The following is a 25,788-nucleotide window of genomic DNA, read 5'->3' on the forward strand; positions in this document are numbered from 1 at the left end:
ACGACCGCCCTCGATCCGCCTCGGTCGCCACGGCGAGCAACGCGGCAGCTGCCGCCGTCGCCACGATCAGCGCAGCGACAGCGCCGGCACCTCCGAGCACTCCAACAGTCATGTCCACGACCTCCGAACAGCACCCTTCCGCCGCCGCTCCAAGGAACCACCCAGATGCACCAGACGAGCGAGCACCCCGGACGGTCCGGCACGATCGTCGTCGGGACGAGTCGTCAGCGGATCGGGACCACGTGCGGCCGGGTCCGCACCGGGCCGATCCAGCGGGTCACGAGGACGGCGGTGATGCTTCCCGTCGCCATGATCGCCGCGAGGACGACGATCTGGAAGCGCCCGGCTTCGAGGGGAGAGACGCCACCGAACACGGCGCCCACGAACGCGCCAGGGAGGGTGACGAGTCCGGTCGTCTTCGTCTGGTCGACTGTCGGTATCAGAGCGGCGCTCACAGCGCGTCGAACCAGGTCCGCGGTGGCGCGGCGCGGTGTCGCTCCGAGCGCGAGCCACCCCTCGACCTCGTCCCAGCGATCGTCGACGAGCTCGCGGAATCGACGGCCGGCGATGGTCGCGATGGACATCGCGTTCCCGATGACGATGCCGCCGATCGCGAGGGCGTAGCGGGGTGAGAGCGTGATCGCTCCGCTCCCGAAGACGACGACCGCGCTGACCAGGATGCCGGTCGCCATTGCTCCGGCGACCAGCAGCACCATCGTCGGGAGGCCCCCGAGCCGTCGAGCCGACGTGCAGGACGCGACGACGAACATCACTCCGAGCGCGAGGCCGATCAGCAGGGGCGATCTGATGACTCCGGTGAGCACGAGGCTGATGGCGGCGAGCTGCAGGGCGCCGCGGACGATCGCCACTGCCGGAGCCCACGGCGCCGACGCGCGAGCAGCAAGCAGGACGACCGTCGCGACCGCGACGAGAGCGAGCACACCGAGCAGGGTGCGCACCAGGGCGTCCGCGGTCATGCCTGCTGCTCAGTCATCAGGTGCACTGTACGGCCGGCACGGTGTCATCCGTCGAAGGCCGTGCGCCGCCCACCACGCTGACGGTCACCGGTGGACCGATCCGTGATCTGGTTCGGCACCGTTCGGGTGCTGGTCGCGCTCAGCGGTCGCTCGCGATGGGCCGTTCGTCCTGGTCGTCCTGGTCCGTTCGGCCGTTCAGCCGCTTGCGGACCACTCCGATCAGGATCGGCAGGATCGAGACGATGACGATGACGATCATCAGGACGTCGATGTTGTGCGCGACGAGCGGGATCCCGCCGAGCAGCACCCCGACTGCCGTGAGTCCGCACGCCCAGCCCACCGCACCGACGACGTTCCACAGGAAGAACCTCCGGTAGCGCATGTCGGCTGTCCCCGCCGCGAGCGGGACGTAGGTCCGGACCACCGGCATGAACCGGCCGAGGACCAGGGACAGGCCGCCCCACCTGGCGAAGAACGCTTCGGCCTCGTCCAGCCGAGCGGTCGTGAGCACCCGTGCGCCGTCACGGAAGAGTCGGCGGCCGAAGCGTCGACCGATCCAGTAGCCGACCTGGTCCCCGGCGACGGCGGCGAAGGACGCGACGACCGCGACCTGCCATGGTGCGACGCCCAGCGCGGCGCTGGTGATCGCGGCAGTGACCAGGAGCGAGTCACCCGGGAGGAACGGGAACAGCACCCCGGACTCGATGAAGACCAGGACCGCGATCCCGGCGAGGACGGCAGGGCCGAAGGCGTGCAGCACGGATCCGGCGTCGAACAGGTGGACAGCGAGGGGGAACCGGTCGATCACGACGAGAGCTGCTCACGGGTGCCGGCCCCGACGCGATCACGACGGCCGATTGAGACCCATGCGATGAGCGCTGCGATGACCGCGAGGAAGACGATGCTGGTGGTGATGGTCCCGATGCCGAGTCCGCCGTCGTGTGTCGGCTGGGAGAGCAGGTCCCCGGTCGACGCACCGAGCGGGCGGGTGAGGATGTACGCGATCCAGAAGCAGGTGACGGCACCGCGACGGCCGATGAACCAGACGGCAGTGACCGCCACGATCGCTGCCGCGAACAGCAGCAGCGACGGCAGGTAGCCGAGGCCGGTCTGCTCGGCGATGAGGTCACCGGCTGCGGTGCCGAGAGCGAAGGTGAACAGGATCGCGAGCCAGTAGAACGCTTCCCGCCTGGTGGTGTCGATCTCGTGGATCGAGAGCGTGCGCTCACTCCGGTACCAGACGATGAACACCACCGCGAGAGCCACCGCGAACACTGTCGTGCTCACCCCCAGCGGGACGCCGAGCCCGTCGGTGAGGTTGTCCGTGATGCAGGTCCCGACGATGCTGATCAGCACGACGGTGACCCAGTACGTGACCGGCCGGTAGGCGCGGGTGCGGAACTGCAACACCAGGAACACGACCAGGACCGCGGCCATCACTGCCGTCGTCAGCGGGAGACCGAACCCGAGGGTGTCGCTGAGCAGATCGGCTGCGGTCTCACCGACGGTCGTGGCGAGGACCTTGATGATCCAGAACGACGGGGTGGGGTCTGGCACCTTGTTGCGCTTCGGGCGGGGCCGAGCGGTCAGCTGGGTCATGGCGTGCTCCTCGTCGTGACCGGGTCTCGTGCCCGGGTCGGTGCGACGACGGTACGAACGTGCCTGCAAGACTCCACCAAGAAACCCGGGTGTCCGGATTCGACCGCATCCTTGGTGTTTCCTTGCCCTGGGTGAGGGAGCCTCGGAGCACCCCGGACGGCGGTGTCAGGAACGGAGGAACCGATTGATCGACACAGCATGGAATCGACTCGTCGACGCCACTGCGCGGTGGTCCCTCCGTGGCGCTCCGGACCGGGATGCGGATCGCCTCGCCTCTCGACGGTCGGTCATCGGCATCTCCATCCGCGTCGCGGGGGTGTCTGCGGCGTTGGTGATCGGGATCATCGCCCTGGTCGTCGCGTACGTCGCTTGGCAGCTCACCCCAGGCCAGCAGCGGGAGCAGCCCGGTCCCTTCGACGTGCACATCACCCTGGACACGCTCGACCTGACGGTCGCGATCATCGGGGTCGGCGGGCTCGCGATCCTCTTCGCGGGAGTCGCCTCCTGGTTGATCGCGCGACGCGCGGTCCGGCCGCTGACGGAGGCGCTGCATGTGCAGCGGACCTTCGTCGCGGATGCCAGTCATGAACTCCGCACACCGCTCGCCGTCCTGCATGCCCGCGTCCAGCGGCTCCGCATGCAGACCGCCGACGACGACCCGCGCCGCCGGATCGTCGATGATCTCACCAGCGACACGCGGATCCTCATCGACATCGTCGACGACCTCCTCGAAGCTGCTGCAGGTACCCGATCCGAGCCGGGTGTCGCCGGCCTGCAGGATGGACTGGCAAGGCTTCGACGTGACATGAGCGTGCTCGCCGATGATCGGCACGTGCGTCTCCACGTGGTTGACCACAGCGCCAGCGTGGGCATGACGCCGACACAGCTGCACCGCTGTCTCGTCGCGCTCACGGACAACGCCATCGGCCACACCCCACCGGGCGGCACCGTCACCGTGACCACCACGCCGGAACACGACCGGGTGTGCGTCCGCGTGCAGGACGACGGCTCCGGCATCTCCGGGATCGAACCGACGCGGGTGTTCGACCGGTTCGCACACGGAACCGGCCGCGGCAACGGTCAAGGCCACGGCCACGGCCACGGCCACAGCGCGGACGGAACCCGCACGGGGAACGGCATCGGGCTCGCCCTGGTGCGTGAGATCGTGGTCCGCGCCGGCGGTGACGTCACCGTCGAGTCCACCGGTGATCACGGCACCGTCTTCGCGCTCCGCATCCCGACAGTGCACGCGGCGACGTCCGCGCCGACCATCACTCGTCGCGCCGAGGGAAGATGAACACCATGGGACAACGCCTGCTCCTCGTCGAGGACGACCCCAGGCTCGGACCGCTCGTCGCCGAGGTGCTCAGCGAGGACTGGGATGTCGTCCTCGCGTCCGACGGTGAGCAGGCACTCGTCACAGCAGTGGAACGGTACTTCGACGTCATGGTCGTCGATCGGCGGCTTCCCGGCATGGACGGCACCGAGTTCATCAGCGCGATCCGGAGCCAGCGGATCAGCACCCCGGTGCTCATGCTCACAGCACTCGGCGAGCTCCGCGACCGCGTCTCCGGTCTCGACGCCGGAGCGAACGACTACCTCGTGAAGCCGTTCGAGTTCGACGAACTCGCCGCCAGACTCCGGGCGCTCACCCGCGACTACACCGGCACCGGAACGGGCGTGGAGATCGGAGGGTGGACCTTCTACCCCGATGACCACAGCATCCACTCGCCGTACACCGGTCGGGTCCTCCTCACCGAGAAGGAGAGCTCCCTGCTCCGGGTCCTCGCTGCGGAACCAGCGCGCGCGTTCTCGCGGCGACACCTGCTCTCCGCGGTGTTCGAACACGGCGAGCAGGAGAACACCGTCGACACGTACGTGCACTACATCCGGCGGAAGACCGACCGCGACCTCATCACCACCATCCGCGGCACCGGCTACCAGCTCGGCACGCCAGCCTGACCCCGCTCGGAGCGCGCCCGAGGTCAGCCGGTCGACGCGTGCTCGCCCGCACCGGTGCCGGAGGGCGCGTCGGCGGCCAGGCCGATGCCCTCGACGAGCCGGATCGTCACCTCGACGACGTCAGCGGGTGCGCCCGTGCGCTCGTCGACCAGGTCGCGGATGCGTTCGCCGACCTCACGGATCGTGTCGGTCGCCGGCCGGGTGTCGTCGACGGCGATGCCCGCCCCGACCCGGAGGGCCGCGCCGTCGCGCTGCACGTCCACGAGGACGTCGGGTTCCTGCAGCGAGAGGGCCGACGCGACGGCCTCGGCGGCGGCGTGCACGATCGGTCTCCTCGGGTAGACGCCGGTGACTCCCGGAACGGTGCGGATCCGGTCGGTGAGGACTCGGGACAGGGCTTCGTCGCTCACGTCGTGCTCCTAGGGCAGGGAGACGTCGTCGAACACGACGTCGATGGACGCAACGGTCAGGGCAGTGTGGCGGTCGAGAGCCGCGGCGATCCGCGACCGCAGGAGGTCCGCGGTCTCCGCCGCAGGTGCCCCGTACACCAACCCGGCGGTCACCCGCACGTGGACCGGGGCTCCGAGGTCGCCGAGTTCCCCGTCGAGAGCGCAACTCCCCATCACGACCCCGCCCATCGTGTCACCGGTCCGACGAACCAATCCCCGGACGGCGGCCTCGGTCATGGTGAGGCGCAGTCGTGGGTCGGGATGGGGGACCGGCACGTCGCGGCCGGGTCGGACCTCGGAGCGGATCGTCGCCAGCAGACGGTCGACCCAGTCGGTCTCGCGGTCCGGCTCGGCGTCGGCCCGGTGTTGCAGGGCGCCGAGCGACAGCTCGCGCAGGCGCTCCATGTTCGACAAGGCGAGGCGGCACGAGGCGGAGCGCTCGATGGACGGGTCACGGGGTGAACGGCCCCGGTCGAGGTACTCGGCGAGTTCCTCCATCGTGTGGCCGTCGAGGTCGTCCTCGGGCACGGGGACGTCGTCGAGGTCGCTCATCGCCATGCCTCCATCTCCGCGGTCAGGAACCGACGGGCCCGAGCGAGCAGCCCGCGCACCGTCGACACCGGTAGTTCGAGTTCGTCGGCGATCTGCTGGTAGCTGTAGCCGGCGGTGCCACACCCCTGACGCAGCTCTGGGTCTTCATCGTCGCCCCGATCGTCGGGGCCGTCGTCGCGGGCCTGGTCGTCCGCGTCACCGGACGGCGCCGGATCACCAGCTGACGACGCCCGCCCGAGGCGGTGACCACGCGGGTCCGCACCGGCGTACCGTCGCCCGGATCACCACCACGGACGATCGGGAGAACGCATGAGCTCGCACACCACCAGCACCGCTTCGGTCACCGCCAAGACCCTGCTCCGCATCGCCCTCGGAGCCGTACTCGTCTCACACGGGTCCCAGAAGCTCTTCGGCGCGTTCGGCGGCGGCGGCATCGACGGCACCGCCCAGGGCATGCACGCGATGGGGTTCCGCCCCGGCCGACGCAGCGCCGTCCTGGCCGGGCTCGGCGAGGCCGGCTCCGGAGCGGCGTTGGCCCTCGGCCTCGCCACCCCGATCGCCGGTGCGGGCGCCGCGACGACGATGGGCGTCGCGTCGAGCGTGCACACCCCGAACGGCTTCTTCAACGCGGACGGCGGCTTCGAGTTCCCGGCGTTCCTCGGCTTCTCGGCGGCGATGTTCGCGCTCGGCGGCCCCGGTCCGGTGTCGCTCGACCACGCCACCCGGCACGTGTTCGACCGCCCGTGGCTCCGGGCGGTCGCCCTCGCCGCGATCCCGGTCGCGATCGCGGTCCAGGTCGCGCAGCGTCGGAAGGCGCTCGCGTCCGACGCGGCGGCGCCCGACGACGCGTAGACCACCGGACGGGAGGCCCGGTGCCAGCTGGCACCGGGCCTCCCGTCCTGTCCGTGGTCGGCGCTCCTGCCGCGCTCGCGCCCGTCTCAGACCAGGACGGGGAACGTGGCGAGCAGGCACGCCCCGCCGACGAGGCCGATGACCGCGGCGACGAACAACGCGATGCGGGCCCACTCGCGGCCACCTCGGTCCGACACGGCCGCGAAGAACAGGACGAGGGCGAACAGCACCGTCAGGAGCGAGTAGTCGTCGGACTGCTGGTTGTCGGCGAGGGCACGGTCGAACTGCCGGTCGGCCTTCGCCGACAGCGCCGCCGCGCGGTCCGATCCCGCCGGCACGTACGCGTCCGTCGCGAACGGCCCGTCCGCGGTCCGACCGGTACCGTCCCACTCCTCGAACGCGGTGCGGAGCTCCGGGGAGAACCGCTCCTGCACGTAGCTGCGGAGCGTGGCGTCGTCCCGTGAATCGGCGAGCACCCACTGCACCCAGATGGTGACGTCCCACTGCCGTGCGTCGCGCGCGCCGGACGCGGCGTCGGCGGCCTGGATCCGGGCGCTCGACGCCTGGCTGAACGAGATGGACATCTCTCCGCCCCACTTCGACGCCTGGAAGCCGCACCAGGCGGTCACCACCGCGGTGATCGAGAGGAGGACCACGGTCGCCACCTCGCGTCGGCGCGTCCAGTGGGGGCGCTCGGGCTTCTCGGTCATCGTCATCGTCATCGTCCTGGTCGGTCAGGCGCCCGGCAGGGGGAGCGTGCGTGCCCACCGTCGGATGGCGGTGTAGGCGGTCTCGCGGACCCGGGGTTCCGAGAGCATCACGTCGTGCAGGGCACCGTGGATGCGGGCGACGCTGACGTCGTCGCCCAACGAGAGCGCTCGGTGCGCGACGGCGTCGACGTTGAGTGCGACGTCGACGTGGGTCATCTCCTCCGACCACTTCGGGGACAGCAGGCTGTGCGTGCTGAGCAGCACGAGCGTCGGGGTTTCGGCACCGAGCCCGTGGGCGACCTGGTCCTGGCCGGCGAACACCGCCGCGAGCCACCCCGGGTGGAGCGGGAAACCGCGCTCCGGACGCCAGGCCTGGTTGTAGGTCCAGCTGCCGTCGGACCCGCTCGACACGGTGCGGGTGTAGAAGCCGGGGTCGACGGTCGGGAGCGGTGCGAGGGGGTTGCGCCGAGCACCGAGCTTCATCAGCGGTGCGATCAGCTCGCGGGCGAAGCCGGTCGCCTGGAACTCCAGCCACGGACTGTTGAGCACCAGCCCGGCGGCCACACCCCGGTGGCGGCTGTTCCAGAGCGCCAGCGTCAGCCCGCCGGTCGAGTGGCCGAACAGGATGAGTCGTCGGCGTCCGTGCTCGGGGTCGCCGTGCCCGATGGTGTCGAGTGCCGCAGCGATGTCCTCGTCGTAGACGGCGAGGTCGTCGACGTACCCGGGGGTCTGGTGCGGCAGCAGACTCCGGCCGTACTTGCGGAGGTCCAGTGCAAAGAAGCGCGCGCCGAGCGCCTCGAGGTGCTCGGCCATCTCGCGTTGGAAGAAGTAGTCGGACCATCCGTGGACGTAGAGCACGTCGGCGCCGCCCAGGGGGAGGTGGCCCGACCGCCACGGGATCGCGGTCCGCCACCGTCGCGGGAGCCGGTGGGTCCGGGTGCGCCGCACCAGGGTCGCGGTCACCGGTCCTTCGTCGTCGTCCTCGAGCGGCAACGAGCGGGCCTCGAAGTCGGGACCGAGCACGTCCGGGGCCCACCCGCTCGACGGATCGTCGCCGCGACGGGCTCGTCTCGTCGGCCCCGCACCCGGGCGCGTCCTCACCCGGACCACCTGGTCCCGTCTCGACGCCGACGGCGGGTGGAACGGCGGATCGCGATGCCACCGGTGAGCAGGAGCGCGGCGATGGCGAGCGCCACGACCGCCTGACGACCGTCGTAGCCCGTGGACGCCAGGGAGTCCGGAGCGGGGCCGACCGGACCCGACCCGCTGCCGTCCCCACCCGGTGTCACCGACGGAGGGCCCGGTGCCGGTGTGGGTGTCGGGGTCGGGGTCGGCGTCGGCGGGGTGGGGGTGAAGTCGTAGTCGTTGGTGATCGTCACGACCTGCAGGGTCGGCACGCTCTGGTCGGCTGTCGATGCGACCAGCACCCGGACCGTGCCCGGAGTGACGGTCAGGGCGTCCTCCCCGTACGCGCCCACCGCACCGCGTTCCGCGACGTCGCAGGTGGCGCCGACCGGGATGCCGTCGATGCGCGCCTCGAGGGCGTTCTCGGACGTGAGGGCCACCACGGCGGCACCACCCAGGTCGAGCGCGACACCGGCCACCTCGCACCGGACGTCGGCGTCGAACCGATCAGGGGCTCGGCCTGCGCCGGCGCCCGTCACCTGCTTCCGGATGAGCATCGACCCGACGGACGGTGCGACGCCGACCTTCACCGGCGCCTGGGCGATCGGGAGTCCGCCGTCGCTCAGTGTGGCGGTGGTCCCGACCTGGTTGAAGGCCGTCTCGTCGCGGAGCGGGACCGTCGTGGGGACACCGTCCGGGTGCGCGGCGGTCACCGGCTCGTCGACGGTGCGGTACCGGGCCGTGACGGCTTCGCCCGGGTCGAGCCCGCCGACGGACCCGAGGTCGACCGAGACGCGCAGGCCCGTCACGTCGTCCCAGTCGCCGGTGAACGCATCGTTCGCGGTCCACGTGTTCGTCGAGCAGAGCGAGTCGTCCGTCCAGGTCGTCGAGTCGGTGGTCGAGCACACGGTGCGGTCGGTCGTGACCTGCCAGGTCGTCGTCGCACCGAGCGGTGCGTCGACCTCCACGCCGAAGGAGTCGTCGAACACCGGCCGGTAGCTGCTCCCACGCGGAGCCCCGGTCGCGAGGAGCCGGTCGCCGGGCTGCGGGAGCGGGTCGACGAAGGTGACCCGGTCCTGGTCGACGGTGCCGGTGTTCGTCGTCCGGACGCGCCACTCGTCGGTCCCGCCGACACGCGTGGCGGCGACGCAGGGCGGGAGGGTGAAGCCGTCGTCGTCCGGGGTGCAGGACGTGCCTGGGTCCGACGGGTCGGACGCACCCGAGACGAGCGGGTCGACGACGTCGCCACGCACCGCCTTGCTCGTCTGCAGCGCCGGCCCGGGCGTGGGCTGCACGTAGTTGGTCGTGCCGCACTCCTCGGCAGGGAGTCCCGAGATGGTGCCCTGCCCGTTGCCGGAGTCGTTCGTGCAGCGGTCGAGCGCCGAGCCGGTGACGGCGACGGCCGAGTTCGTGGCGCGCTCGTCCTCGTGCAGACCGGGTTCCAGCGTCAGGGGGATCGTGATGGTGAACGTCTCGTCCGGGGCCATCCGGTCGTCGTCGGTGGGCCAGGTGAACGTGATCGTCCGGCCGTCCTGGACCGTCGTGACGTCGGCGGACAGTGTCCCGTCGGGCGAGGTGCGGAACGTCGGGTCCGTCCCGTCCCACGTGAGGCCCTCGGGGAGCTCGTCGCGCACGGACGTCAGCGTGACGATGCCGGTCCCGGTGTTGCGCATCGTGACGGTCCACGGGACCGGGGTCCCGACCGGCACGGTGTGCTGGTCGTTCGCGGGCGCCTTGGCGACGTCGAGCTGGCGGGTGCCCGGGTCGAGCGTGAGGGTGTCGTCCGCGGCGGCGGTGGCGTCGGGGAAGAGCGTGTCGTCGCTGCGGTGGGCGGTGACGGTCGCCGAGTCGTCGAGGGTGCCGGGGAACCGGACGGGTGCACCGTCCCGGCCGACCGGGAGCACGACGACGTGGAGCACCGCGGCGGCGGTCCAGGCTGCCGGCGGGTCGGCGTGGGAGAGGACGTCGCCGTCCGCTCGGTCGAAGACGAAGCGGATGCCCGTGATCGCGGCCGTGTCAGACGTCGGCAACGTCGCCGAGTCGGATGCCGCCCCGAGCTCCCACGCAGGCTGGCCGTCGAGCTGGACGTCGACGCGCACCCGGTCGGCCCCGGCCGGGAACGTCACGTCGTCCGCGGAGAACGCTGCGAGCCGGACGTCGTTCCAGAAGTCCTGGTCGGTGTCCTCGATGGTCACCGTGTCCGGCGAGACCGTCGCGTCGTCGCCCTGCGCACCGTCGAGGCGCACGTCGATCGTGTCGCTGCGGTCGGCCTCGAGCAGGGTGTCCGGTGTGAAGGTCTTCTCCGCGGTGACGTCGAGGACGCCGCGGACCAGCGCGACGGCCGCGGAGGCCGTGTCCGTCGGGGTGCTGGTCTGACCGGACGGCGCCAGGACGGGGTCGTACGACTGCGCGAACGCCCGGTTCGTGACGGTGGTCGTCGCGGTCACGGGGACGGACGGCAGGCTCCGGAGCGTCGCCCGCAACTGCGTGTGCATCGTCATGGTCAGCGGTCGGCCGGTGGAGATGGTCCCGCCGGTGCGGGTGGGGTCCGTGCCCTGGTAGACGACGCTGACGCCGACGACGTCCGCGAGCTGTGCCGCGGTCTGGGCCCGGGCGCCGGTGATCGAGGTCGTGCTGCTGGAGGTCGTCCCGGTGTCACTCCGGTGCAGCAACGTCACCGTCGATGCGTCCGCGTCGACCTCGTCGTCGTCGACGCTGAAGTCGAGTCCGGTGAGGGTGAACCGTTCGAACGGGTTGCCGGTCGTGGAGTCGGCTCCGTCGAAGGGGTCCGCCGACCACGCGTCGGGGTCGCTCGTGCAGTCGGAGAGGGTCGCCGGTGTGCACGGCATCGGGTCGGTCACGCGGACGTACGACGCGCGCGAGGCGGAGCCGTTCGTGGCGGTGACGGTGAAGTCGTTCGTGGGGTACTCGTCGGGGTCGACGTCACCGCGTGCCGGGACGGCGAGGCTGTCGTGCTCGGAGGTCTTCGCGAGCCCGACGAGGGGCGGCCGGTCGAGGATGACGAGGTCGTCGACCGCAGTGGAGCTCTGGTCTCCGTCGTCGGTCGTGGCCGTGACGTCGACCGCGTTGCGGACGGACCCGGCGGTGCTGAGGTTGTAGTCGGTGGTGCCGTTCACCCACTCGACGTCGGCGGTGCCCGGTGCTCGGAGGGAGTTCCGGAGCTCCCAGGTGAGGTGGAACGGTCGCGGCGTCGTGCTCGTGGCGATCCCCGACCCCGGAACGGGTCGGGTCGGGTCGGTGCTCGCCGCGCGGGCGTCGTCGTCGGGCGCCACGGTGATCCGGACGCCCGTCGTCGCAGCGGTCTGCTCGCTCGTCAGCGCGTACCCGACGAAGCCGGTCTGGTCGACCCAGCCGGAGGTCGGCGCCGGGACGGTGGACCACGTCCCGTCGCTGAAGAGCTCGACGGAGGTGACGGTGTCCCACCGCCAGAGCGGGTCGGTGCTCACCGCGATCGGGTCGATCGACTCGAGGTCGAACGCCTGGAAGACGGTGGCGGCCGGGTTCCCCGCGTTGCCTGCTGGATCGGTGACGACGATCTGGGACGTCCCGGTCGTCCGCGAGCCCCACTCGAGGACGGACCCGACCTGCTCGCCGGACTGGCTGTCCACGGTGGTCCGGTCGGTGGCGAAGTCGGTGTCGGTCCACCGCTTCCCGGCGATCGTGCTCCCCGTCCCGGTCGTCGACTCGATGTCGGCGTCGGCGTCGGCCTCGACGACGTCGCTCTCGATGGTGGTGCCGCCGTCGACGGCACCCTCGCCCTGTGCGGTCGCCGTGTTGGTGTAGGTCGACGGACCGGCGTCGGGGGTGCTCGTCGATCCACCGCCGTACCGCTGGTCCGCACGGGCCTGCGAGACGACGTTGGGTTGCACGGTGGTGCCCTGCGGGAAGCCGTCCGGGTTCGTGAACACGAACCGGAGTCCGGTGATCGCGCTTCGGAGGTCGGCGGGGACGGTGCCGGAGAAGTTCGTCGGGCCGGTGGCGGGGAGGCCGTCGATCGGGAGCGGCTGCCAGGTGGCGCCGTCGTCGGACGTGTAGTCGATGGTCAGCGTGGTGCCCGCGGGCACCTGCGTGGGCGCGATCGCGACCGGGTCGAACGCGTTCCAGAACGATCCGTCGTCGTGGGGCGTCGGCGCGACGTCCTCGATGGTGATCGTCGTCGGGGTCACGAACGCGGAGTCCGTGCTGGTCGTGGCCGGGAGCTGGGCCACGACCGTCCCGCCCGGTGCGATCGGCTCCTGCGGGCTGAGGGTCTTGGAGAGCGCGATCTCGATGTCCGGGCGGAACACGTCGAGCGGCGCGGACGCGCCGTCGTCGGCGGTCGCACCCCCGTTGCGTACGGAGGCCGTCGCACGGTTGGTGGTCCGGAGTGGTGCGTCGTCGGCAGCATCGAGCGCGGTGTCGATGCCGAAGCGCGTCGTCGTCGTCGCGTCGGCATCGATCGGGCCGTCGTACACGATCTCGAACCCGGTCACGAAGGTGCCGTCCGGGGCCGCGGCCGCCGGGGTGTCGCCGTCGGCGAACGGATCGGTGCGGGTCGTCCCGTCGCTGAAGTGCCAGACGACGTCGGCGCCGGTGGCGGTCGCGGGGTACGCGAGCGGACTGCTGAACCCGGCGAAGCCGACGTCGGCGGTGAAGTAGTCGAGGTCGCTGACGCGGAGTTCCTCGACCGGTCCGTCCGACGTGTTCGTGGCGGTCACGCTGCCGACCGCGTTCGTGCCCGCGGGGACCCGCGCCGGGTCGATCGACTTGGTGACCGCTGCTCCGAGGTTCGTCGGTGAGACGGTGTGTTCGGCGGAGGCCGTGCTCGTCGCGGGGTCCTGCCCGGGGACCGAGACGGTGGCGGCGGCGGTGTTCGTGGCGGACCATCCCTCGCCGAGCTCGACGTCGGAGTCCCGCTCGGTGCTGCGCTGTCCGACGTCGAGTTGGATCGAGGCAGCCGGATCGCCGGGCGTGAGGACGGCCCCGTCCGGGCCGGTGAAGGTGTACCGGACCCCGGCGACGTCGGCGTCGTCGACGCCGGCCGGGAACGTCGCGGATCCCGGCGGCGAAGGAGTCCCGGTGACCCAGCGGTAGGTGCCGGTCCCGGGGTCGAGCACGTACGCGTCGACCTGCACGGCGGTCGCTCCTGCGGGCACGGCGATCGTGCCGGGTCCGGTGACGTCGACGTACCGGAACGGGTTCGTGGCGTCCAGCGTCGCCGCACCCTCCGCCGCGTTCGACGGGTCCTGGACGACGAGGGACGTGGCGGGGACGTTCGACGCGTTCGAGGCGGAGAGCTCGATGGTCGACGGTGCGCCGGGGGAGTACTGCTCGTTCGTGGGCGTCCAGGACTTCGTCGTCGCGACGTCGACGGTCGTCGGGATGTCCACGGTGACCGTCGCGGCGCTGGACGCGGTCGCGGCGTTGTCCGCGGTGCCGGTACCGGTGTTCGTGATCGGCTGGCCGTTGTAGGGCCACGTCGGCGGGAGGTCGGCGGGGACCCGAAGGGTCGCCGTGAGCGTGTACGCCTGGCCCGCGGCGAGGCCCTGGGAGCCGTCGGCGAGCGGTTGGACGAACTCGAGGGTGCCCACGCACGGCGGGTCGCTGGTGACGACCGTCGCCGGTGTGCCGCCGCAGCCGGTGTGGGTGACGACCCAGTCCGGGTCTGCCGGCGCGGCGGGGTTGGGCGGAGTGGCGCTGAGGTCGACGATCGGGAAGCCCTCGAGCTCCGCCGGCAGGGTGTCGACGATCCGGGCGTCCACACAGTCGGCGTCATCGCACCCGAGTCGGATCGTGAAGGTGAACTCGTCGCCGGGGCCGAGGGTGGCGCTCTTGCCGCCGTCGACCAGCTTGTTCACCTCGATCGCCGCAGGGTCCGCAGCCGATGCGGGGACCGCTGTCGTCACGATCGCCCCGGTCGCGAGGAGCACCGCGATCGTCGCGGCGATCGCCGAGCGCAGCACGTGGTTCCGGCCGATGCGCTTCACGTCGGGAACACCGTGGCCCAGTCGTCGCGGACGCTGACCACGGTGATGTCGCGCTCGTCGGCCTCACGGAGCACGACCTCGGCGCCCTTGTCGTACGGCTGGTCGCCGCGGCCGGTGTCGTCGTCGTGGTGGACGAGCAGACGGAGTCCTGCGTGGCCGGGCACGGTGTACTCGAGCATCTCCCGGTCGCCGTCGGAGTTCCCGACCGCGACCGCCGGCCGCCGTCCGATCCGGCTCCAGACCCGGACGGGCTTCTCCGGGCCGTCGTCGAAGAACGCGAGTGCGTCGACGTAGCGGACCTCGCCGTCGACGTACTCCAGGCCCATGGCGGAGCCGATGACGTGTTCCGGGGCGATGCCGTAGTTCTGCTCCGTCATGGGACGCATGAAGTCGCGTTCCCCCGCGGACACCACGTAGCAGGTGAACCCGTGCTCGTGCAGGAGCCGCACGAGCTCGACCATCGGCTGGTAGACCGTCGCCGCGTAGGGAACGCCGAGCACGGGGTGTTCGGCGTGCGCGTAGAAGTCCGACACGAGCCGTCGGTAGTCGTCGACGCTCATGCCGGCGGTCGCACGCCCCACCGCCGCCAGCAGTAGCCGGAGATCGGAGTCGTCCCCGCTCGCGTGCCGGTCGACGGCGCCCCCGATCCACGACAGGTCACCGGACTGCGCGGCCGCGTAGGGCTGCGTGCGAGCGAGCTCCGGGTCGGCGGACGCTGCAGCGGCCCACTGCTGGACGAGCCAGTGCAGCTGGGTCGGCATCGGCTTCTCGTTCCAGAGCGTGCCGTCGTTGTCGAAGACGGCGACGCGGTCGTCGACCGGCAGCGGGGTGTCCCCGCCGGTCGTGCGGGCCAGGAACTGTTCGACGGCGTCGCGGGCGTGCCCCGGGCGCCAGGAGGGGAGTGTGTCCATGCCCCGGATCGTCCGGCCGCGCGGGCCGGTGCGCACCATCCTGATCGGGTGAACCGGGAAGCCCGTCGCGCCGGATCGCCCGAAGCGGGTGGTGCCGGCCGCGCGCCGTCGGCGCTAGACAGCACGCCCACGCACTCCTGAAGGGAACACGATCATGGACTTCTGGTACACGTTCTGGGCAGTGATCTGGTACGGGCTGCTCATCTCGGCGCTCATCGCCTCGCTCATGGCGCTCTTCTCGGTCCTCGCGGACCTCGTGCGGGATCGTTCGCTCAGCGGGTGGTACAAGGCGATCTGGGTCTTCTTCCTGGTCTTCGTGCCGTTCCTGACGACGTTCGTCTACCTGATCGCACGCGGTCGTGGGATGGCGGACCGCAGCGCGGAGTCCGCCCAGCGGCAGAAGGACGCCGCCGACGGCTACATCCGCACCGTGGCGGGCACGTCCCCGTCCGACGAGATCGCGAAGGCACGCGCACTCCTCGACGCCGGCACGATCACGGCGGCGGAGTTCGACGCGATCAAGGCGAACGCGGTCGGCAGCACCCGCGCGGCGCCGGCACCGGCTGCGGCGTGAGCGACCGGGCGACCGAGCTTGTCGTCATCGCCTTCGACGACGACGACGGCGCCCGGGCGGCGCACGACGCCGCACTGCGCCTCGACCGCCGCGCGGAGATCGCCCTCGACGGCATCGCCGTCGTGCACGTCGACGAGCACGGTCGCACCCACGTCGACTCCACCGGGCGTGATTCGCAGCGTGGTGCACGGGCGGCCTCGAGCGCGGTGTTCGGCACCGTGCTCGGGTTCCTGTTCCTCATGCCGTTCGCGGGGCTCGTCGTCGGCGGAGCGGTGGGGGCGCTCTTCGCGAGCCTGGACCGTGCCGGCGTGGACGCGGACTTCCGGGAGCGTCTCGCCGCCGAGCTGGCGCGGGGCGGGGCGGCCGTCATCGTCTCCGTGGCGTCGGTCGACGGGGACCGGCTCGTCGGCGCGATGACGGACCTCGGCGGCACGGTGCTCCGGACGACGCTCTCCGACGAGGACCTCCGGGCGATCGCGCACGACCTTGGTGGGCACCCGTGACGAGCGCAGTCGGTCCATCGGCTCGGACACTCGTCCTCGTGACGGCGGCGTCGCTCGTGTCCACCGTGGCCTTCTTCGTCGTCTTCGGCCTCGTGGCGCCCCTCGACTGGTGGTGGACGCTCCCGATCGCGGGGGTCGGCCTCGTGGTCGTCGTGGTCCTGGGGTTCCTGCTGCGCCGGTTCGACGGTCGGCACCTGGTGGTGCGGTCGACCGCCACGGCGGCCCAGGGACTCGGACTCCTGCCGATCGCGTGTGCGCTGGCGACCGCCGTCGCGGTGGCCGTCGCGCTGCTGACGGGCTGAGCAGACGACGTCCACGATCTCACCCGGTCGGGGTGGCCCGCACCGGAGCGCACCCGAGCACGATCCATGCACGAGCACGACCACACGAACGAGGAGGACAGCGATGCCGAAGGACAAGCCGAACATCCTGGTCATCTGGGGCGATGACATCGGGATCACGAACCTGAGCGCCTACAGCGACGGCCTGATGGGCTACCGCACACCGAACATCGACCGGATCGCGGATGAGGGCATGCGCTTCACCGACTCCTACGGGGAGCAGAGCTGCACCGCCGGCCGGTCGTCCTTCATCACAGGACAGAGCGTGTTCCGCACGGGGCTCAGCAAGGTGGGCATGCCCGGCGCGGACCTGGGGCTCCGAGCCGAGGACCCGACGATCGCCGAGGTGCTGAAGCCGCACGGGTACGCCACCGGGCAGTTCGGCAAGAACCACCTCGGCGACAAGAACGAGTTCCTGCCGACGGCGCACGGGTTCGACGAGTTCTACGGCAACCTGTACCACCTGAACGCGGAGGAGGAGCCCGAGTCGGCGAACTGGCCGTCCATCGAGGAGTTCCCGGCCTTCAACGAGCGGGCCCGGCCGCGCGGCGTGATCCACTCGTGGTCGACCGACGAGGACGACGACACCGAGGACGGTCGATACGGACGACGTGGCAAGCAGCGCGTCGAGGACACCGGCCCGCTGACCAAGAAGCGCATGGAGACCATCGACGAGGAGTTCGCGGACGCCGCGATGGACTTCATCGGGCGTCAGGCGGAGTCCGAGACCCCGTTCTTCGTCTGGATGAACACCACCCACATGCACTTCCGGACGCACCCGAAGCCGGAGAGCCGGGGGCAGGCCGGCCGGTGGCAGTCGCCGTACCACGACACGATGATCGACCACGACCTGGTGGTCGGCTCGCTCCTCGACCAGCTCGACGAGCTCGGGATCGCGGACGACACGATCGTGATCTACTCCACGGACAACGGCCCGCACATGAACACGTGGCCGGACGGCGGGATGACCCCGTTCCGCAGTGAGAAGAACACGAACTGGGAGGGCGCGTTCCGGGTCCCGCAGATGATCCGCTGGCCCGGCCACATCGAGGCGGGGTCGATCTCGAACGCGATCATCCAGCACCACGACTGGCTCCCGACGTTCCTGGCGGCGGTGGGGGACACGACCACGGTCGAGGAGCTCAAGGTCGGGAAGACGATCGGCGACCGGACCTACAAGGTGCACATCGACGGCTACGACTTCCTGCCGTACCTGACCGGGGAGGTCGAGCAGGGTCCGCGACCGGGCCTGGTGTACTTCTCGGACGACGGCGACGTCCTCGCGCTCCGGTTCGACAACTGGAAGGCGGTGTTCATGGAGCAGCGCGTCACCGGCACCCTGCAGGTCTGGTTCGATCCGTTCGTCGTGCTGCGGGTCCCGAAGCTCTACAACCTGCGGACCGACCCGTTCGAACGAGCGGACCAGACGTCGAACACGTACTTCGACTGGTTGTTCGAGAACGACTACCTGCTGCTCGCCGCCACGACGCTGGTCACCCAGTTCCTGGACACCTTCGAGGAGTTCCCGCCACGACAGCGCGCGGCGACGTTCAGCATCGACCAGGCGGTCGACAAGCTGCAGTCGTTCCTGGCCGGCGGCGACTGACGGTGCCGACCACCACCGGCCCGGCAACCGCCACGGCGATCCGCTCCTCGATGGTGCGGATCGCCGGCGGCGCGTTCACGATGGGCTCCGACCAGCACTACCCGGAGGAGTCCCCGGCGCGCAGCGTCACCGTCGCCGCGTTCGAGATCGCCCCGCAGGCCGTGACGAACCGGGAGTTCGCGGCGTTCGTCCGTGCCACCGGGTACCGCACGGTGGCGGAGCGGCCCCTCGACCCGGCGCAGTTCCCCGGTGCCCCGGCCGAGAACCTGCACGCCGGCTCGATGGTGTTCACCGGGACGAGCGGTCCGGTGGACCTCCGACACCTCAGCCAGTGGTGGGCGTGGACGCCCGGCGCGAACTGGCGTCGTCCCTCCGGTCCCGGCTCGACCATCGCCGACCGCGCCGACCACCCGGTCGTGCACGTGGCCCACGAGGACGCGGCTGCCTACGCGGTGTGGGCGGGCGGGCGACTGCCCACCGAAGCCGAGTGGGAGTTCGCGGCGCGCGGTGGCCTCGAGGGCGCGGAGTTCACCTGGGGGGACGAGGCGGAGCGCCCCGGGGAGCGGCGCGCGAACTACTGGCACGGCGACTTCCCCTGGCGCGCGGAACGCGGGTACGGACGGACGTCGCCGGTCGGGTCGTTCCCACCGAACGGCTACGGTCTGCACGACACGGCGGGCAACGTCTGGGAGTGGACGAGCGACCGGTACGTGGACCCCGTCGCCGAGCACGACTGCTGTGCGCCGGTGTCCGAGGCCGTGACCGTCGAGCGCCGGGTCGTGAAGGGCGGATCGTTCCTGTGCGCCGACAGCTACTGCCGCCGGTACCGTCCGGCGGCACGGCGCGGCCAGGAGTCCGACACGGGGATGAGCCACATCGGCTTCCGCATCGCGGTCTGACCGCCCCCGACCGGTCTGACCGCGCGACCGGTCTGACCGCCCCGTCCGGTGTTCCGCTACGCGGGGGTGATGCCGTCGAGTCGCGCCTCTTCCGCGTCGTAGCCGGCGCGGACCTGGCGGAGCACCAGGTCGTCGATCTCGTCCGAGTCCCGGAGCCGCAGCAGGGTCGCGGCCTTGTGCTGCACCAGGGCGAGCTCGAGCGCGACGGCGGTGTCGTGCCGCTGCACCGCCGGGTGCTCGTCGTCGTCCTCCTCGCGTGCCTGGATCACATCCAAGTGCGCCTCGTAGTCCTTGCGCACCCGGTCGACGGTGGCCTGGTCGGCTCCGGTCGACCGTGCCAACCGCGGCAGGGCGTCGAGGGCCTCCTCGATCGCGGTCCGCTCGGCGTAGCGACGTTCCTCACCGACCGACTCGTCCTCGGGCAGCGCAGCCCGCCGCAGGACCGCCGGCAGCACGAGTGCCTGACCGACGATGGTGACGACGACCACGCCCGCCGTGACGAAGACGATGAGGTCGCGGTCCGGGAAGTCCGCTCCGGACTCCAGGACGCGGGGGACGGCGACGGCCATCGCCAGCGAGACCGCGCCGCGGAACCCGGCGAAGCCGCTCACGAGCCGGTCGCGGTGGCCCTCGCGGGGCGCGCCTCCCGTGCGACGGGTGACGAGCCAGACGGTGCCGCCCGCGGCGTTGAGGAACGCGAACCGGACCACGACGAGCACGACCGCGACGGCCAGGACGACGCCGACGGCGCGGAGCAGCTCGGACGGCGTCAGCGCCCGGGCCGCGACCATCGCCTCGATGCCGACCAGGACGAACAGTGCACCGTTGAGCAGGAACGTCAGGAACGACCAGAAGGCGCGGACCTGCTGCCGGGTCTCGGCGCGGTCGAGCTTCGGCCCGACCTGGCTGACGACGATGCCGGCCGCCACCACGGCGAGCACACCGGAGGCACCGATCGCCTCGGCAGCCAGGAACGCACCGAACGGCACGAGGAGCGTGACGAGGTTCTCGAGCACCACGGTGTCGACCCGGCGCAGCACGAGCGTGCCGACCCACGCCGCGGCGAGCCCCGCGGCCACCCCACCGAGGTACGACAGGACGAGCATCCCCGACACGCCCCAGAACGTGAGTTCCTGCGTGCCCACCGTGACGGCGACCGCGATGCCGTACACGACGAGGGTCGTGCCGTCGTTCACCAGGCTCTCCGCCCGCAGCACGGTGACGTTGCGGCGCGGAAGCATCTTCGTGAGCACCCCGACCGCGGTCGCGTCGGTCGGAGCCACGGCGGCGCCGAGCACCCAGGCCGGACCCCACGGCATGCCGAGCAGGTGGAGCAGGACGGCGACGGCGCCCGCCGTGGCGACGACGAGCAGCGTGCCCATCAGGACGATGCCGCGCAGGTTCTTCCGGATCTCGCGCAGCGACGTCGTCAGACTCTCCCAGTACAGGAGCGCCGGCAGGAACAACAGCAGGACGGCGTCGGCCGGCAGCTCGACGTCCGCGAACTCCGGCACGAAGGCCAGCGCAGCGCCGAAGACGAGCAGCAGGACCGGAGGGGCCACCCGGATCCGGTCCGCGATCCCCGCCGTCAGTGCGATGGCGAGGCCGAGGACGACCACCAGTTCAGGACCCAGCACGTGCACTCCTCGTTCGACCGACACTCCAGTCAACGCGGCCGACGGTGATCGTGCACACGGGAGCCGGAGCGACGCTCGGCTCAGGGCCCGTTCGCCGCGTCGTGTCGCAGGCGCGCGAGCACCCGCCGGAGGGCGTCGACGTCCTTCGGACCCCAGTGGGCGAGGACCGCGTCGAGGTCCTGGCTGAGCTGGTCGCTGATCCGCTCGCCGTACCCGCGGCCCTCGGCGGTGAGCGCGATCAACACGCTGCGCTCGTCATCGGGAGCCGGTACCCGGACCACGAGCCCGATGTCCTCGAGCCGGTTCGCGATCTTCGTGAGGTTGGCACGACCGGTGCCCAACGCCCCCGCGAGCACGCTCGGCTTCGTCGCTCCGCGGTAGGTCAGCTGGTTGACCACCAGGAACATCGACAGATCGGCCACGGGGAAGTCGATCGCGGTCATCATGCGCTGCCGGACCTGCGGGCTGTCCGCCCAGTGCACGATGCCCGCGAGTGCGACCCGGATGTCGAACGGGTCGGGGGTGATGACGGGGCGCAGGTCCACACCGCTCGGTCGTCCGCCGCGACGGGTCATCCGACCACCAGACGAACGGGACCGAGCAGGCCGTGGTCGCGGACGTGCGTCGTCTGCACCGCGTCGGGGTCGCCGAGCAGCTGCGCGATGACGTCGGGGACGTCCTCGTAGTACCCGCGGGCGAGCAACCGGTTGTTGAGTGAGCTGGCGACCCGCACGACCACCGTGTTCTCTCCTACGCGCAGGTCGTCGGTGACGTCGACTACCGGGTGCGAGGTGTCGAACCCGCGTGCCGGTCCGCCGTTGAGCACGACCGAACCGAGCCCGCCGGCCGTCGACCCGAGGTCGAGCAGGAACCGGGCGCCGTCGTCGTCCACCGTGTCGACGGTGAACGACGTGGCGTACTCGCCGACCCCGGAGACCTCCGGTCCCACGGCGGGCAGGTCCTTCCACGGACGGAGCGGACCGGTACCGGCGTCGAGTCGTCGGACGTCGGTCAGCGGCCGGACCTCGCGCGTGACGTAGCCGTGGCCGCGGTCCTCGGTGATGAGCTCCTCACCGCCCGCGTCCCAGCTCTCGACCGCGATCCGCCAGTCGGTCATCTCGACGACGACGACGTCGGTCGACGTGCGTCCGCCGAGCCGGGCGTCGAGTGCGATCTCGCGCGCAGGCCCGCTGCGGTCGAGCGTGAACAGCGCGGTCTCACCGGGCGCGAGGTCCACGGTGACGATCGTCCGGTCGCCCTCGGTCCGTGCGGCTGGGTGCGGGAACACCGCGCCGGACCAGGCGTCCACGCGGTACACCGCGCCGGTGCCGGGCAGCGCGACCTCCACGGTGGTGGCCGAGGTCGTCTCGTACAGGAAGTGGTACAGGTACACGTGCAGCAGGTCACCGTCCTCGCGCAGGTGCGACAGGACGCTCCGGTCCTCCGTCACGAACTCGGCGCGGCCCGTCACCCCGAGGCCGCGCAGGGCGGCGACGGTTTCGGCGGCGTCGTCGATCGCGGTCACCGACGGCAGGGCCAGCAGCCGCTCGACGGTGTCCGCGAGCTCGGCGTCGCGCCCGTCGAGGCCTGGGGTGCGGGCGGCCGCTCGGGGGTGGTGCGTGTCCGTCCCGGCGATCAGCGACTTGAGCTCGCGCGTGCCGTGCACGACGAGGATCCGCACGCCGTCCTCGGCCCAGGCGAGCAGGCGTGCAGCGACGTCGGCATCGAGCGCGCTCTGGAAGACGAGCAGTGCCTGGTACCCGGGGCCGTCCGGTTGCACCAGGCCGCCGTCCACCCGGACGTCGTCGCGGAGCAGCAGCGACCCGTCGAGGAACTCGTACGTCCACCCGGCGTCCTGCATGCCGAGGTCGCGCCACCAGTGGTTCTGCCGGTCGCGCATCCAGTACTGGCCGTAGGCGACCTCGTCGGGGACGCGGCCACCGTCGGCGTCGCGGAACACCATGCCGGACGCGTTGTCGGTGAAGTGGTCGGTGTGCAGGATGCCGACGTCGATCCGCGGTCTTCCCTGGCGCAGGACGTACTGGTACCGGCCGATCGCGTCGTTCCAGAGCGGGTAGAACTCGGCAGCGGGCTGCCGGGCGTCGAAGCGCTCCGAGAACATGCTCCACATGCCCTCGTGACCCGGCCAGCTCGTGACGCCCTCGGCGCCCGTGGTGCTCGCCCAGCCGTGCAGGACGGTCTTCGTGATGCCGGCGGCGAGCTGCGTCGCGACGATCTGGTCGTAGAACCGGTGGTCGAGCATGTGGTTGCGGGTCGTCGCACCGGTCTCCGACGAGTACTGCTTGCCGAACAGGTGCGCCGGCCCCGCGAGCAGCCGGTACGCGTCGATCTGCGCGGCGAACTCGAGCGACTCCGTCTCGATCCCGTCGACCTCCGGCCCGGGGCGCGTCAACTCGAACGGCAGCCCGTAGCTGATCTCGGACCGCAGCGTCATGCCGTTGGCGCGCAGGAACGCCGCGAACGGGCGCAGCATGTTCTCGATGTACAGGTCGGTGAGCGTCCGGACGTAGTCGAAGCGGACCTTCTCGACGTCGACCGCCCGGTCCGGCACCGGTTCGGCGTGGTACGTGGTGCTCGACGCCATGAACGGGCGCTGCGGGTCAGGAACGGCAGCCACGGCGTGATCGGGTAGCCGCGGCGCGTCCGGAACTCCTCGGCGACGTGCGCTCCCCAGAAGAGGCCACCGGCGCCGTAGGTCGACAGCTCGAGGGAGTCCATGTACATCTGGGCACGGGGATTGCGAGCGATCTCGGCGCGGAGGCCAGGGGTCAGGACGACGTGTTCCCAGTAGTCGATCACGGCGTCGACGCCCGCTCGCTCCAGGTAGTTCACCGTCCAGTTGACCGTCGCCGACGGTGACGCCGTCTGGCCGGTGCCGTGGCTCCAGAACGTGGACAAGCGCCAGGTGCCGCCCTCCGGTGCGGTCCAGTCGAGCGCCTCGTCGGTGACCGCGCTGGTCAGGTCCACCACCGAGTCGGGGTCCAGCACGGTTGCGGCGCCGGAACCGGCGGAGTCCGGGACGACGCGCGTCGCGACCACCGCGACGAGCGTCTGGACGCGCACCGTCCCGCGTTCACCGGGGAGCGTCGTGTGTGCGATCGGCGCGTCGAGGTCGATCCGACGGAGCGCACCCGAGCGGCTCGTCCCGCCGGGCAGGTCCTCGTGCACGACGTCGAGTTCCTGCGCAGCGGCGGGGTGGTCCGCGTCGATCGTCGGCAGGTTCGCGTTCGACCAGTTCGTCCCGGACGTGAAGCTCACCGACATGCCCCTGGCGGTGGTCTCCTCGACGACGATCTGCGAGTCGTGCACCCACTCCTCGGATCCCCAGCCGTACCGGCCGTGGTCGATCGCTCCTTCGTCCATCGCCAGGAACTCCATGCCGCCGAACCCGAGTGCGTGGGCGGTGTCGACCTCGCGTCGGAGGGTCACGTCGGTGTGCAGGCCCTCGGCGAGCCACCACCGCAGCTCCGGACGGTACTCGATGGCCGGATGGGCGACGCCACGGGCGAGGTGCTCGATCGACATGCTGTTCTCCTCGGGAACGCGCGGCGACGGTGCCGCTGCGACGACCGTAGGTTCTGGGAGCTGCGGAAGTCAATGTCCTCAGGAAACGAACAGCGAGGCTCTGGACAGCAGGCGGAGTGAACGATCCTTGCGGTTGCGGCACTCGGCGAGCTACAGTGCCGCCGACCGGTTGAACCGTTTCATCCGGTGTTCGGCCGACGTTCAAGGGAGAACGCAGTGAACCGACCCCAGCAGCCCGCCCGGCGACCGCACCCCTGGTGGGTCGCCGTCGTCTCGGGGATGGCCTCGTACATCGACGCGGCCGCGATCGTGAGTTCCGGCACCGCGCTCGTCCTCTACCAGCAGTCGATCGGCATCACCGGCACGCAGATCGGGGTGCTCTCCGGCGCGCTCACGTTCTGCATCGCGATCGGCGCGCTCTCCGGCGGGCGGCTCGGCGACCTGTTCGGCCGGCGCGCCGTGTTCATCGTGACGATGGCCATGACCGTGGTCGGCGCAGGGGTCCTGGTGGCGAGCCCGGCGTTCGCCGGCCTGCTCATCGGCACGATCCTCGTTGGACTCGGCACCGGAGCGGACCTGCCGGTCTCGCTCGCGACGATCTCCGAGGCGGCGACCGACGAGAACCGGGGCGGGCTCGTCGGCTTCTCCCAGGTGCTCTGGTTCGCCGGGATCCTGGCGACCTACGCCATCTCGGCGGGCGTCGGGGACCTCGGCCGTGCCGGTGGTCAGATCATGTTCGCGCACGTCGGGGTCGTCGCACTCGTCGTGATGGTCCTGCGCTTCACGATCCCGGAGTCCACCACGTGGTCCGACGCCCATGCCGAGAAGGCCGCGGGCGCACACACCGTCCGTGCTGCCCGCCACGGCATCCGCGACGTCCTGACGCAGCGCATCTTCCTGCTGCCGTTCCTGTCCCTGCTGGTCTTCTACACGTTGACGAACCTCGGCGCGAACACCGGCGGGCAGTTCGGCGCCTACGTGGCCGTCAACGTCGTCGGGCTGTCGGTGCCGTTCTTCTCGACGATGAACCTGGTCAGCGTGCCGATCGGGATGCTGCTCGCGTTCTGGTTCATGCGCATCGTCGACGGTCGGCTGCGGATGCCGTTCTACATTGTCGGCGCCGTGTGCCTCGTGGTGAGCTACGGCCTGCCGCTCGTGTTCGGCTTCTCGCTGCCGACCCTCGTCGCGATGCTCGCGTTCGGCGCGGTGGGCAACGCGTTCGCCTTCGAGGCGATCATGAAGGTCTGGTCGCAGGAGTCGTTCCCGACGTTGCTCCGCGGTTCGGTCCAGGGCACGATCATCGCGGTGGCCCGGATCGCCGCGGCGCTGCTGGCGTTCGTGACCCCGCTGCTCCTCGACCACCCCGAGGTCATGTACGGCATCCTCACGGCGCTCGTCGCGGTCGGTGTCGTGGTCGGGTGGCTCGGGTTCCGGCACGCGGTCTTCGACGCGTTCTCGATCGAGGGCAAGGACCTCGCCGACGCGCAGGAGGCACTCTTCGCCGCCGGTGTCCGCGATGACGCTCCCGCAGCCGCCGCTCGCCGCGACCACCGCTGAC

General features: G+C 71.2%; 22 protein-coding genes. 9 read left to right on the top strand and 13 right to left on the bottom strand.

The window, feature by feature from the left end:
* Positions 1 to 224 precede the first annotated feature (224 nt).
* The 3 genes from HQQ88_RS02165 to HQQ88_RS02175 form a co-directional block, all read right to left on the bottom strand.
* On the bottom strand, positions 225 to 977 hold the full coding sequence (locus tag HQQ88_RS02165; protein WP_173168518.1) for an ABC transporter permease: 753 nt from the start codon (positions 975 to 977) through the stop codon (positions 225 to 227).
* 139 nt (positions 978 to 1,116) lie between these two features.
* The gene (locus tag HQQ88_RS02170; RefSeq protein ID WP_248703346.1) at positions 1,117 to 1,785 is read right to left on the bottom strand and encodes a DedA family protein; all 669 of its coding nucleotides are present in this window, start codon (positions 1,783 to 1,785) and stop codon (positions 1,117 to 1,119) included.
* The gene (locus HQQ88_RS02175) at positions 1,782 to 2,576 is read right to left on the bottom strand and encodes a hypothetical protein (RefSeq protein WP_123292738.1); all 795 of its coding nucleotides are present in this window, start codon (positions 2,574 to 2,576) and stop codon (positions 1,782 to 1,784) included. Before HQQ88_RS02175 ends, HQQ88_RS02170 begins: the two co-directional genes overlap by 4 nt.
* Positions 2,577 to 2,760: 184 nt before the next feature.
* Here HQQ88_RS02175 and HQQ88_RS02180 point away from each other — a divergent pair, with 184 nt between their 5' ends.
* Positions 2,761 to 3,873, top strand: coding sequence for a sensor histidine kinase KdpD (locus HQQ88_RS02180; RefSeq protein WP_173168519.1), 1,113 nt, complete (start codon positions 2,761 to 2,763; stop codon positions 3,871 to 3,873).
* Positions 3,874 to 3,878: 5 nt separating this feature from the next.
* Entirely contained in the window at positions 3,879 to 4,538 is a 660-nt protein-coding gene (locus HQQ88_RS02185; RefSeq protein ID WP_307860999.1) for a response regulator transcription factor, read from the top strand.
* Positions 4,539 to 4,561: 23 nt separating this feature from the next.
* On the opposite strand, the gene HQQ88_RS02190 is transcribed toward HQQ88_RS02185, so the two are convergent.
* Genes HQQ88_RS02190 through HQQ88_RS20045 form a run of 3 tightly spaced genes read right to left on the bottom strand, consistent with a single transcriptional unit; the run spans position 4,562 to position 5,673 of the window.
* Positions 4,562 to 4,948: a hypothetical protein gene (locus tag HQQ88_RS02190; protein WP_173168521.1), complete on the bottom strand. Its 387-nt coding sequence runs from the start codon at positions 4,946 to 4,948 to the stop codon at positions 4,562 to 4,564.
* A 9-nt stretch (positions 4,949 to 4,957) separates the two neighbouring features.
* Positions 4,958 to 5,539, bottom strand: a complete 582-nt coding sequence (locus HQQ88_RS02195) for a hypothetical protein (protein WP_148053756.1) — start codon at positions 5,537 to 5,539, stop codon at positions 4,958 to 4,960.
* Positions 5,536 to 5,673, bottom strand: a complete 138-nt coding sequence (locus HQQ88_RS20045; protein WP_123292864.1) for a sigma factor-like helix-turn-helix DNA-binding protein — start codon at positions 5,671 to 5,673, stop codon at positions 5,536 to 5,538. The genes HQQ88_RS02195 and HQQ88_RS20045 overlap by 4 nt, the downstream gene beginning before the upstream one ends.
* A gap of 175 nt (positions 5,674 to 5,848) precedes the next feature.
* On the opposite strand from HQQ88_RS20045, the gene HQQ88_RS02205 reads away from it, so the two are divergent.
* Complete coding sequence (locus tag HQQ88_RS02205; protein ID WP_173168522.1) at positions 5,849 to 6,391, top strand: DoxX family protein; 543 nt, start codon at positions 5,849 to 5,851, stop codon at positions 6,389 to 6,391.
* A gap of 86 nt (positions 6,392 to 6,477) precedes the next feature.
* Here the strand turns inward: HQQ88_RS02205 and HQQ88_RS02210 are convergent, their stop codons facing one another.
* The 4 genes from HQQ88_RS02210 to HQQ88_RS02225 all read right to left on the bottom strand — a co-directional run bounded on the left by HQQ88_RS02210 (position 6,478) and on the right by HQQ88_RS02225 (position 15,124).
* Entirely contained in the window at positions 6,478 to 7,107 is a 630-nt protein-coding gene (locus tag HQQ88_RS02210) for a hypothetical protein (RefSeq protein WP_254066822.1), read from the bottom strand.
* An 18-nt stretch (positions 7,108 to 7,125) separates the two neighbouring features.
* Entirely contained in the window at positions 7,126 to 8,124 is a 999-nt protein-coding gene (locus HQQ88_RS02215; RefSeq protein WP_248703345.1) for an alpha/beta hydrolase, read from the bottom strand.
* 74 nt (positions 8,125 to 8,198) lie between these two features.
* Positions 8,199 to 14,213, bottom strand: coding sequence for an isopeptide-forming domain-containing fimbrial protein (locus HQQ88_RS20050; RefSeq protein ID WP_173168524.1), 6,015 nt, complete (start codon positions 14,211 to 14,213; stop codon positions 8,199 to 8,201).
* On the bottom strand, positions 14,210 to 15,124 hold the full coding sequence (locus HQQ88_RS02225; RefSeq protein WP_131879970.1) for an HAD family phosphatase: 915 nt from the start codon (positions 15,122 to 15,124) through the stop codon (positions 14,210 to 14,212). The genes HQQ88_RS20050 and HQQ88_RS02225 overlap by 4 nt, the downstream gene beginning before the upstream one ends.
* Before the next feature lie 154 nt (positions 15,125 to 15,278).
* Between HQQ88_RS02225 and HQQ88_RS02230 the strand changes: the two genes are divergently transcribed.
* The 5 genes from HQQ88_RS02230 to HQQ88_RS02250 all read left to right on the top strand — a co-directional run bounded on the left by HQQ88_RS02230 (position 15,279) and on the right by HQQ88_RS02250 (position 19,047).
* A complete protein-coding gene (locus HQQ88_RS02230) occupies positions 15,279 to 15,698 on the top strand; it encodes an SHOCT domain-containing protein (protein ID WP_123339567.1) in 420 nt (139 codons plus the stop codon).
* Complete coding sequence (locus HQQ88_RS19790; protein ID WP_123339568.1) at positions 15,695 to 16,201, top strand: DUF1269 domain-containing protein; 507 nt, start codon at positions 15,695 to 15,697, stop codon at positions 16,199 to 16,201. The genes HQQ88_RS02230 and HQQ88_RS19790 overlap by 4 nt, the downstream gene beginning before the upstream one ends.
* A complete protein-coding gene (locus tag HQQ88_RS02240) occupies positions 16,198 to 16,503 on the top strand; it encodes a hypothetical protein (protein WP_123292747.1) in 306 nt (101 codons plus the stop codon). Before HQQ88_RS19790 ends, HQQ88_RS02240 begins: the two co-directional genes overlap by 4 nt.
* Positions 16,504 to 16,606: 103 nt before the next feature.
* Positions 16,607 to 18,148, top strand: a complete 1,542-nt coding sequence (locus HQQ88_RS02245; protein WP_123292748.1) for an arylsulfatase — start codon at positions 16,607 to 16,609, stop codon at positions 18,146 to 18,148.
* A gap of 50 nt (positions 18,149 to 18,198) precedes the next feature.
* A complete protein-coding gene (locus HQQ88_RS02250; protein ID WP_173168772.1) occupies positions 18,199 to 19,047 on the top strand; it encodes a formylglycine-generating enzyme family protein in 849 nt (282 codons plus the stop codon).
* 56 nt (positions 19,048 to 19,103) lie between these two features.
* Here HQQ88_RS02250 and HQQ88_RS02255 read toward each other — a convergent pair whose 3' ends face one another.
* From HQQ88_RS02255 to HQQ88_RS19170, 3 genes are all read right to left on the bottom strand, one after another.
* Positions 19,104 to 20,684 (bottom strand): Na+/H+ antiporter, encoded by a 1,581-nt coding sequence (locus HQQ88_RS02255; protein ID WP_131846864.1) that lies wholly within the window; start codon positions 20,682 to 20,684, stop codon positions 19,104 to 19,106.
* 80 nt (positions 20,685 to 20,764) lie between these two features.
* Complete coding sequence (locus tag HQQ88_RS02260) at positions 20,765 to 21,259, bottom strand: MarR family winged helix-turn-helix transcriptional regulator (protein WP_173168525.1); 495 nt, start codon at positions 21,257 to 21,259, stop codon at positions 20,765 to 20,767.
* Between the two features lie 1,876 nt (positions 21,260 to 23,135).
* Positions 23,136 to 24,230 (bottom strand): glycosyl hydrolase, encoded by a 1,095-nt coding sequence (locus HQQ88_RS19170; protein ID WP_216833912.1) that lies wholly within the window; start codon positions 24,228 to 24,230, stop codon positions 23,136 to 23,138.
* 216 nt (positions 24,231 to 24,446) lie between these two features.
* Between HQQ88_RS19170 and HQQ88_RS02270 the strand changes: the two genes are divergently transcribed.
* On the top strand, positions 24,447 to 25,787 hold the full coding sequence (locus tag HQQ88_RS02270; RefSeq protein ID WP_248703342.1) for an MFS transporter: 1,341 nt from the start codon (positions 24,447 to 24,449) through the stop codon (positions 25,785 to 25,787).
* Position 25,788: the final 1 nt, after the last annotated feature.

The sequence above is a fragment of the Curtobacterium sp. VKM Ac-2861 genome (assembly GCF_013204965.1).
Lineage (GTDB): Bacteria > Actinomycetota > Actinomycetes > Actinomycetales > Microbacteriaceae > Curtobacterium.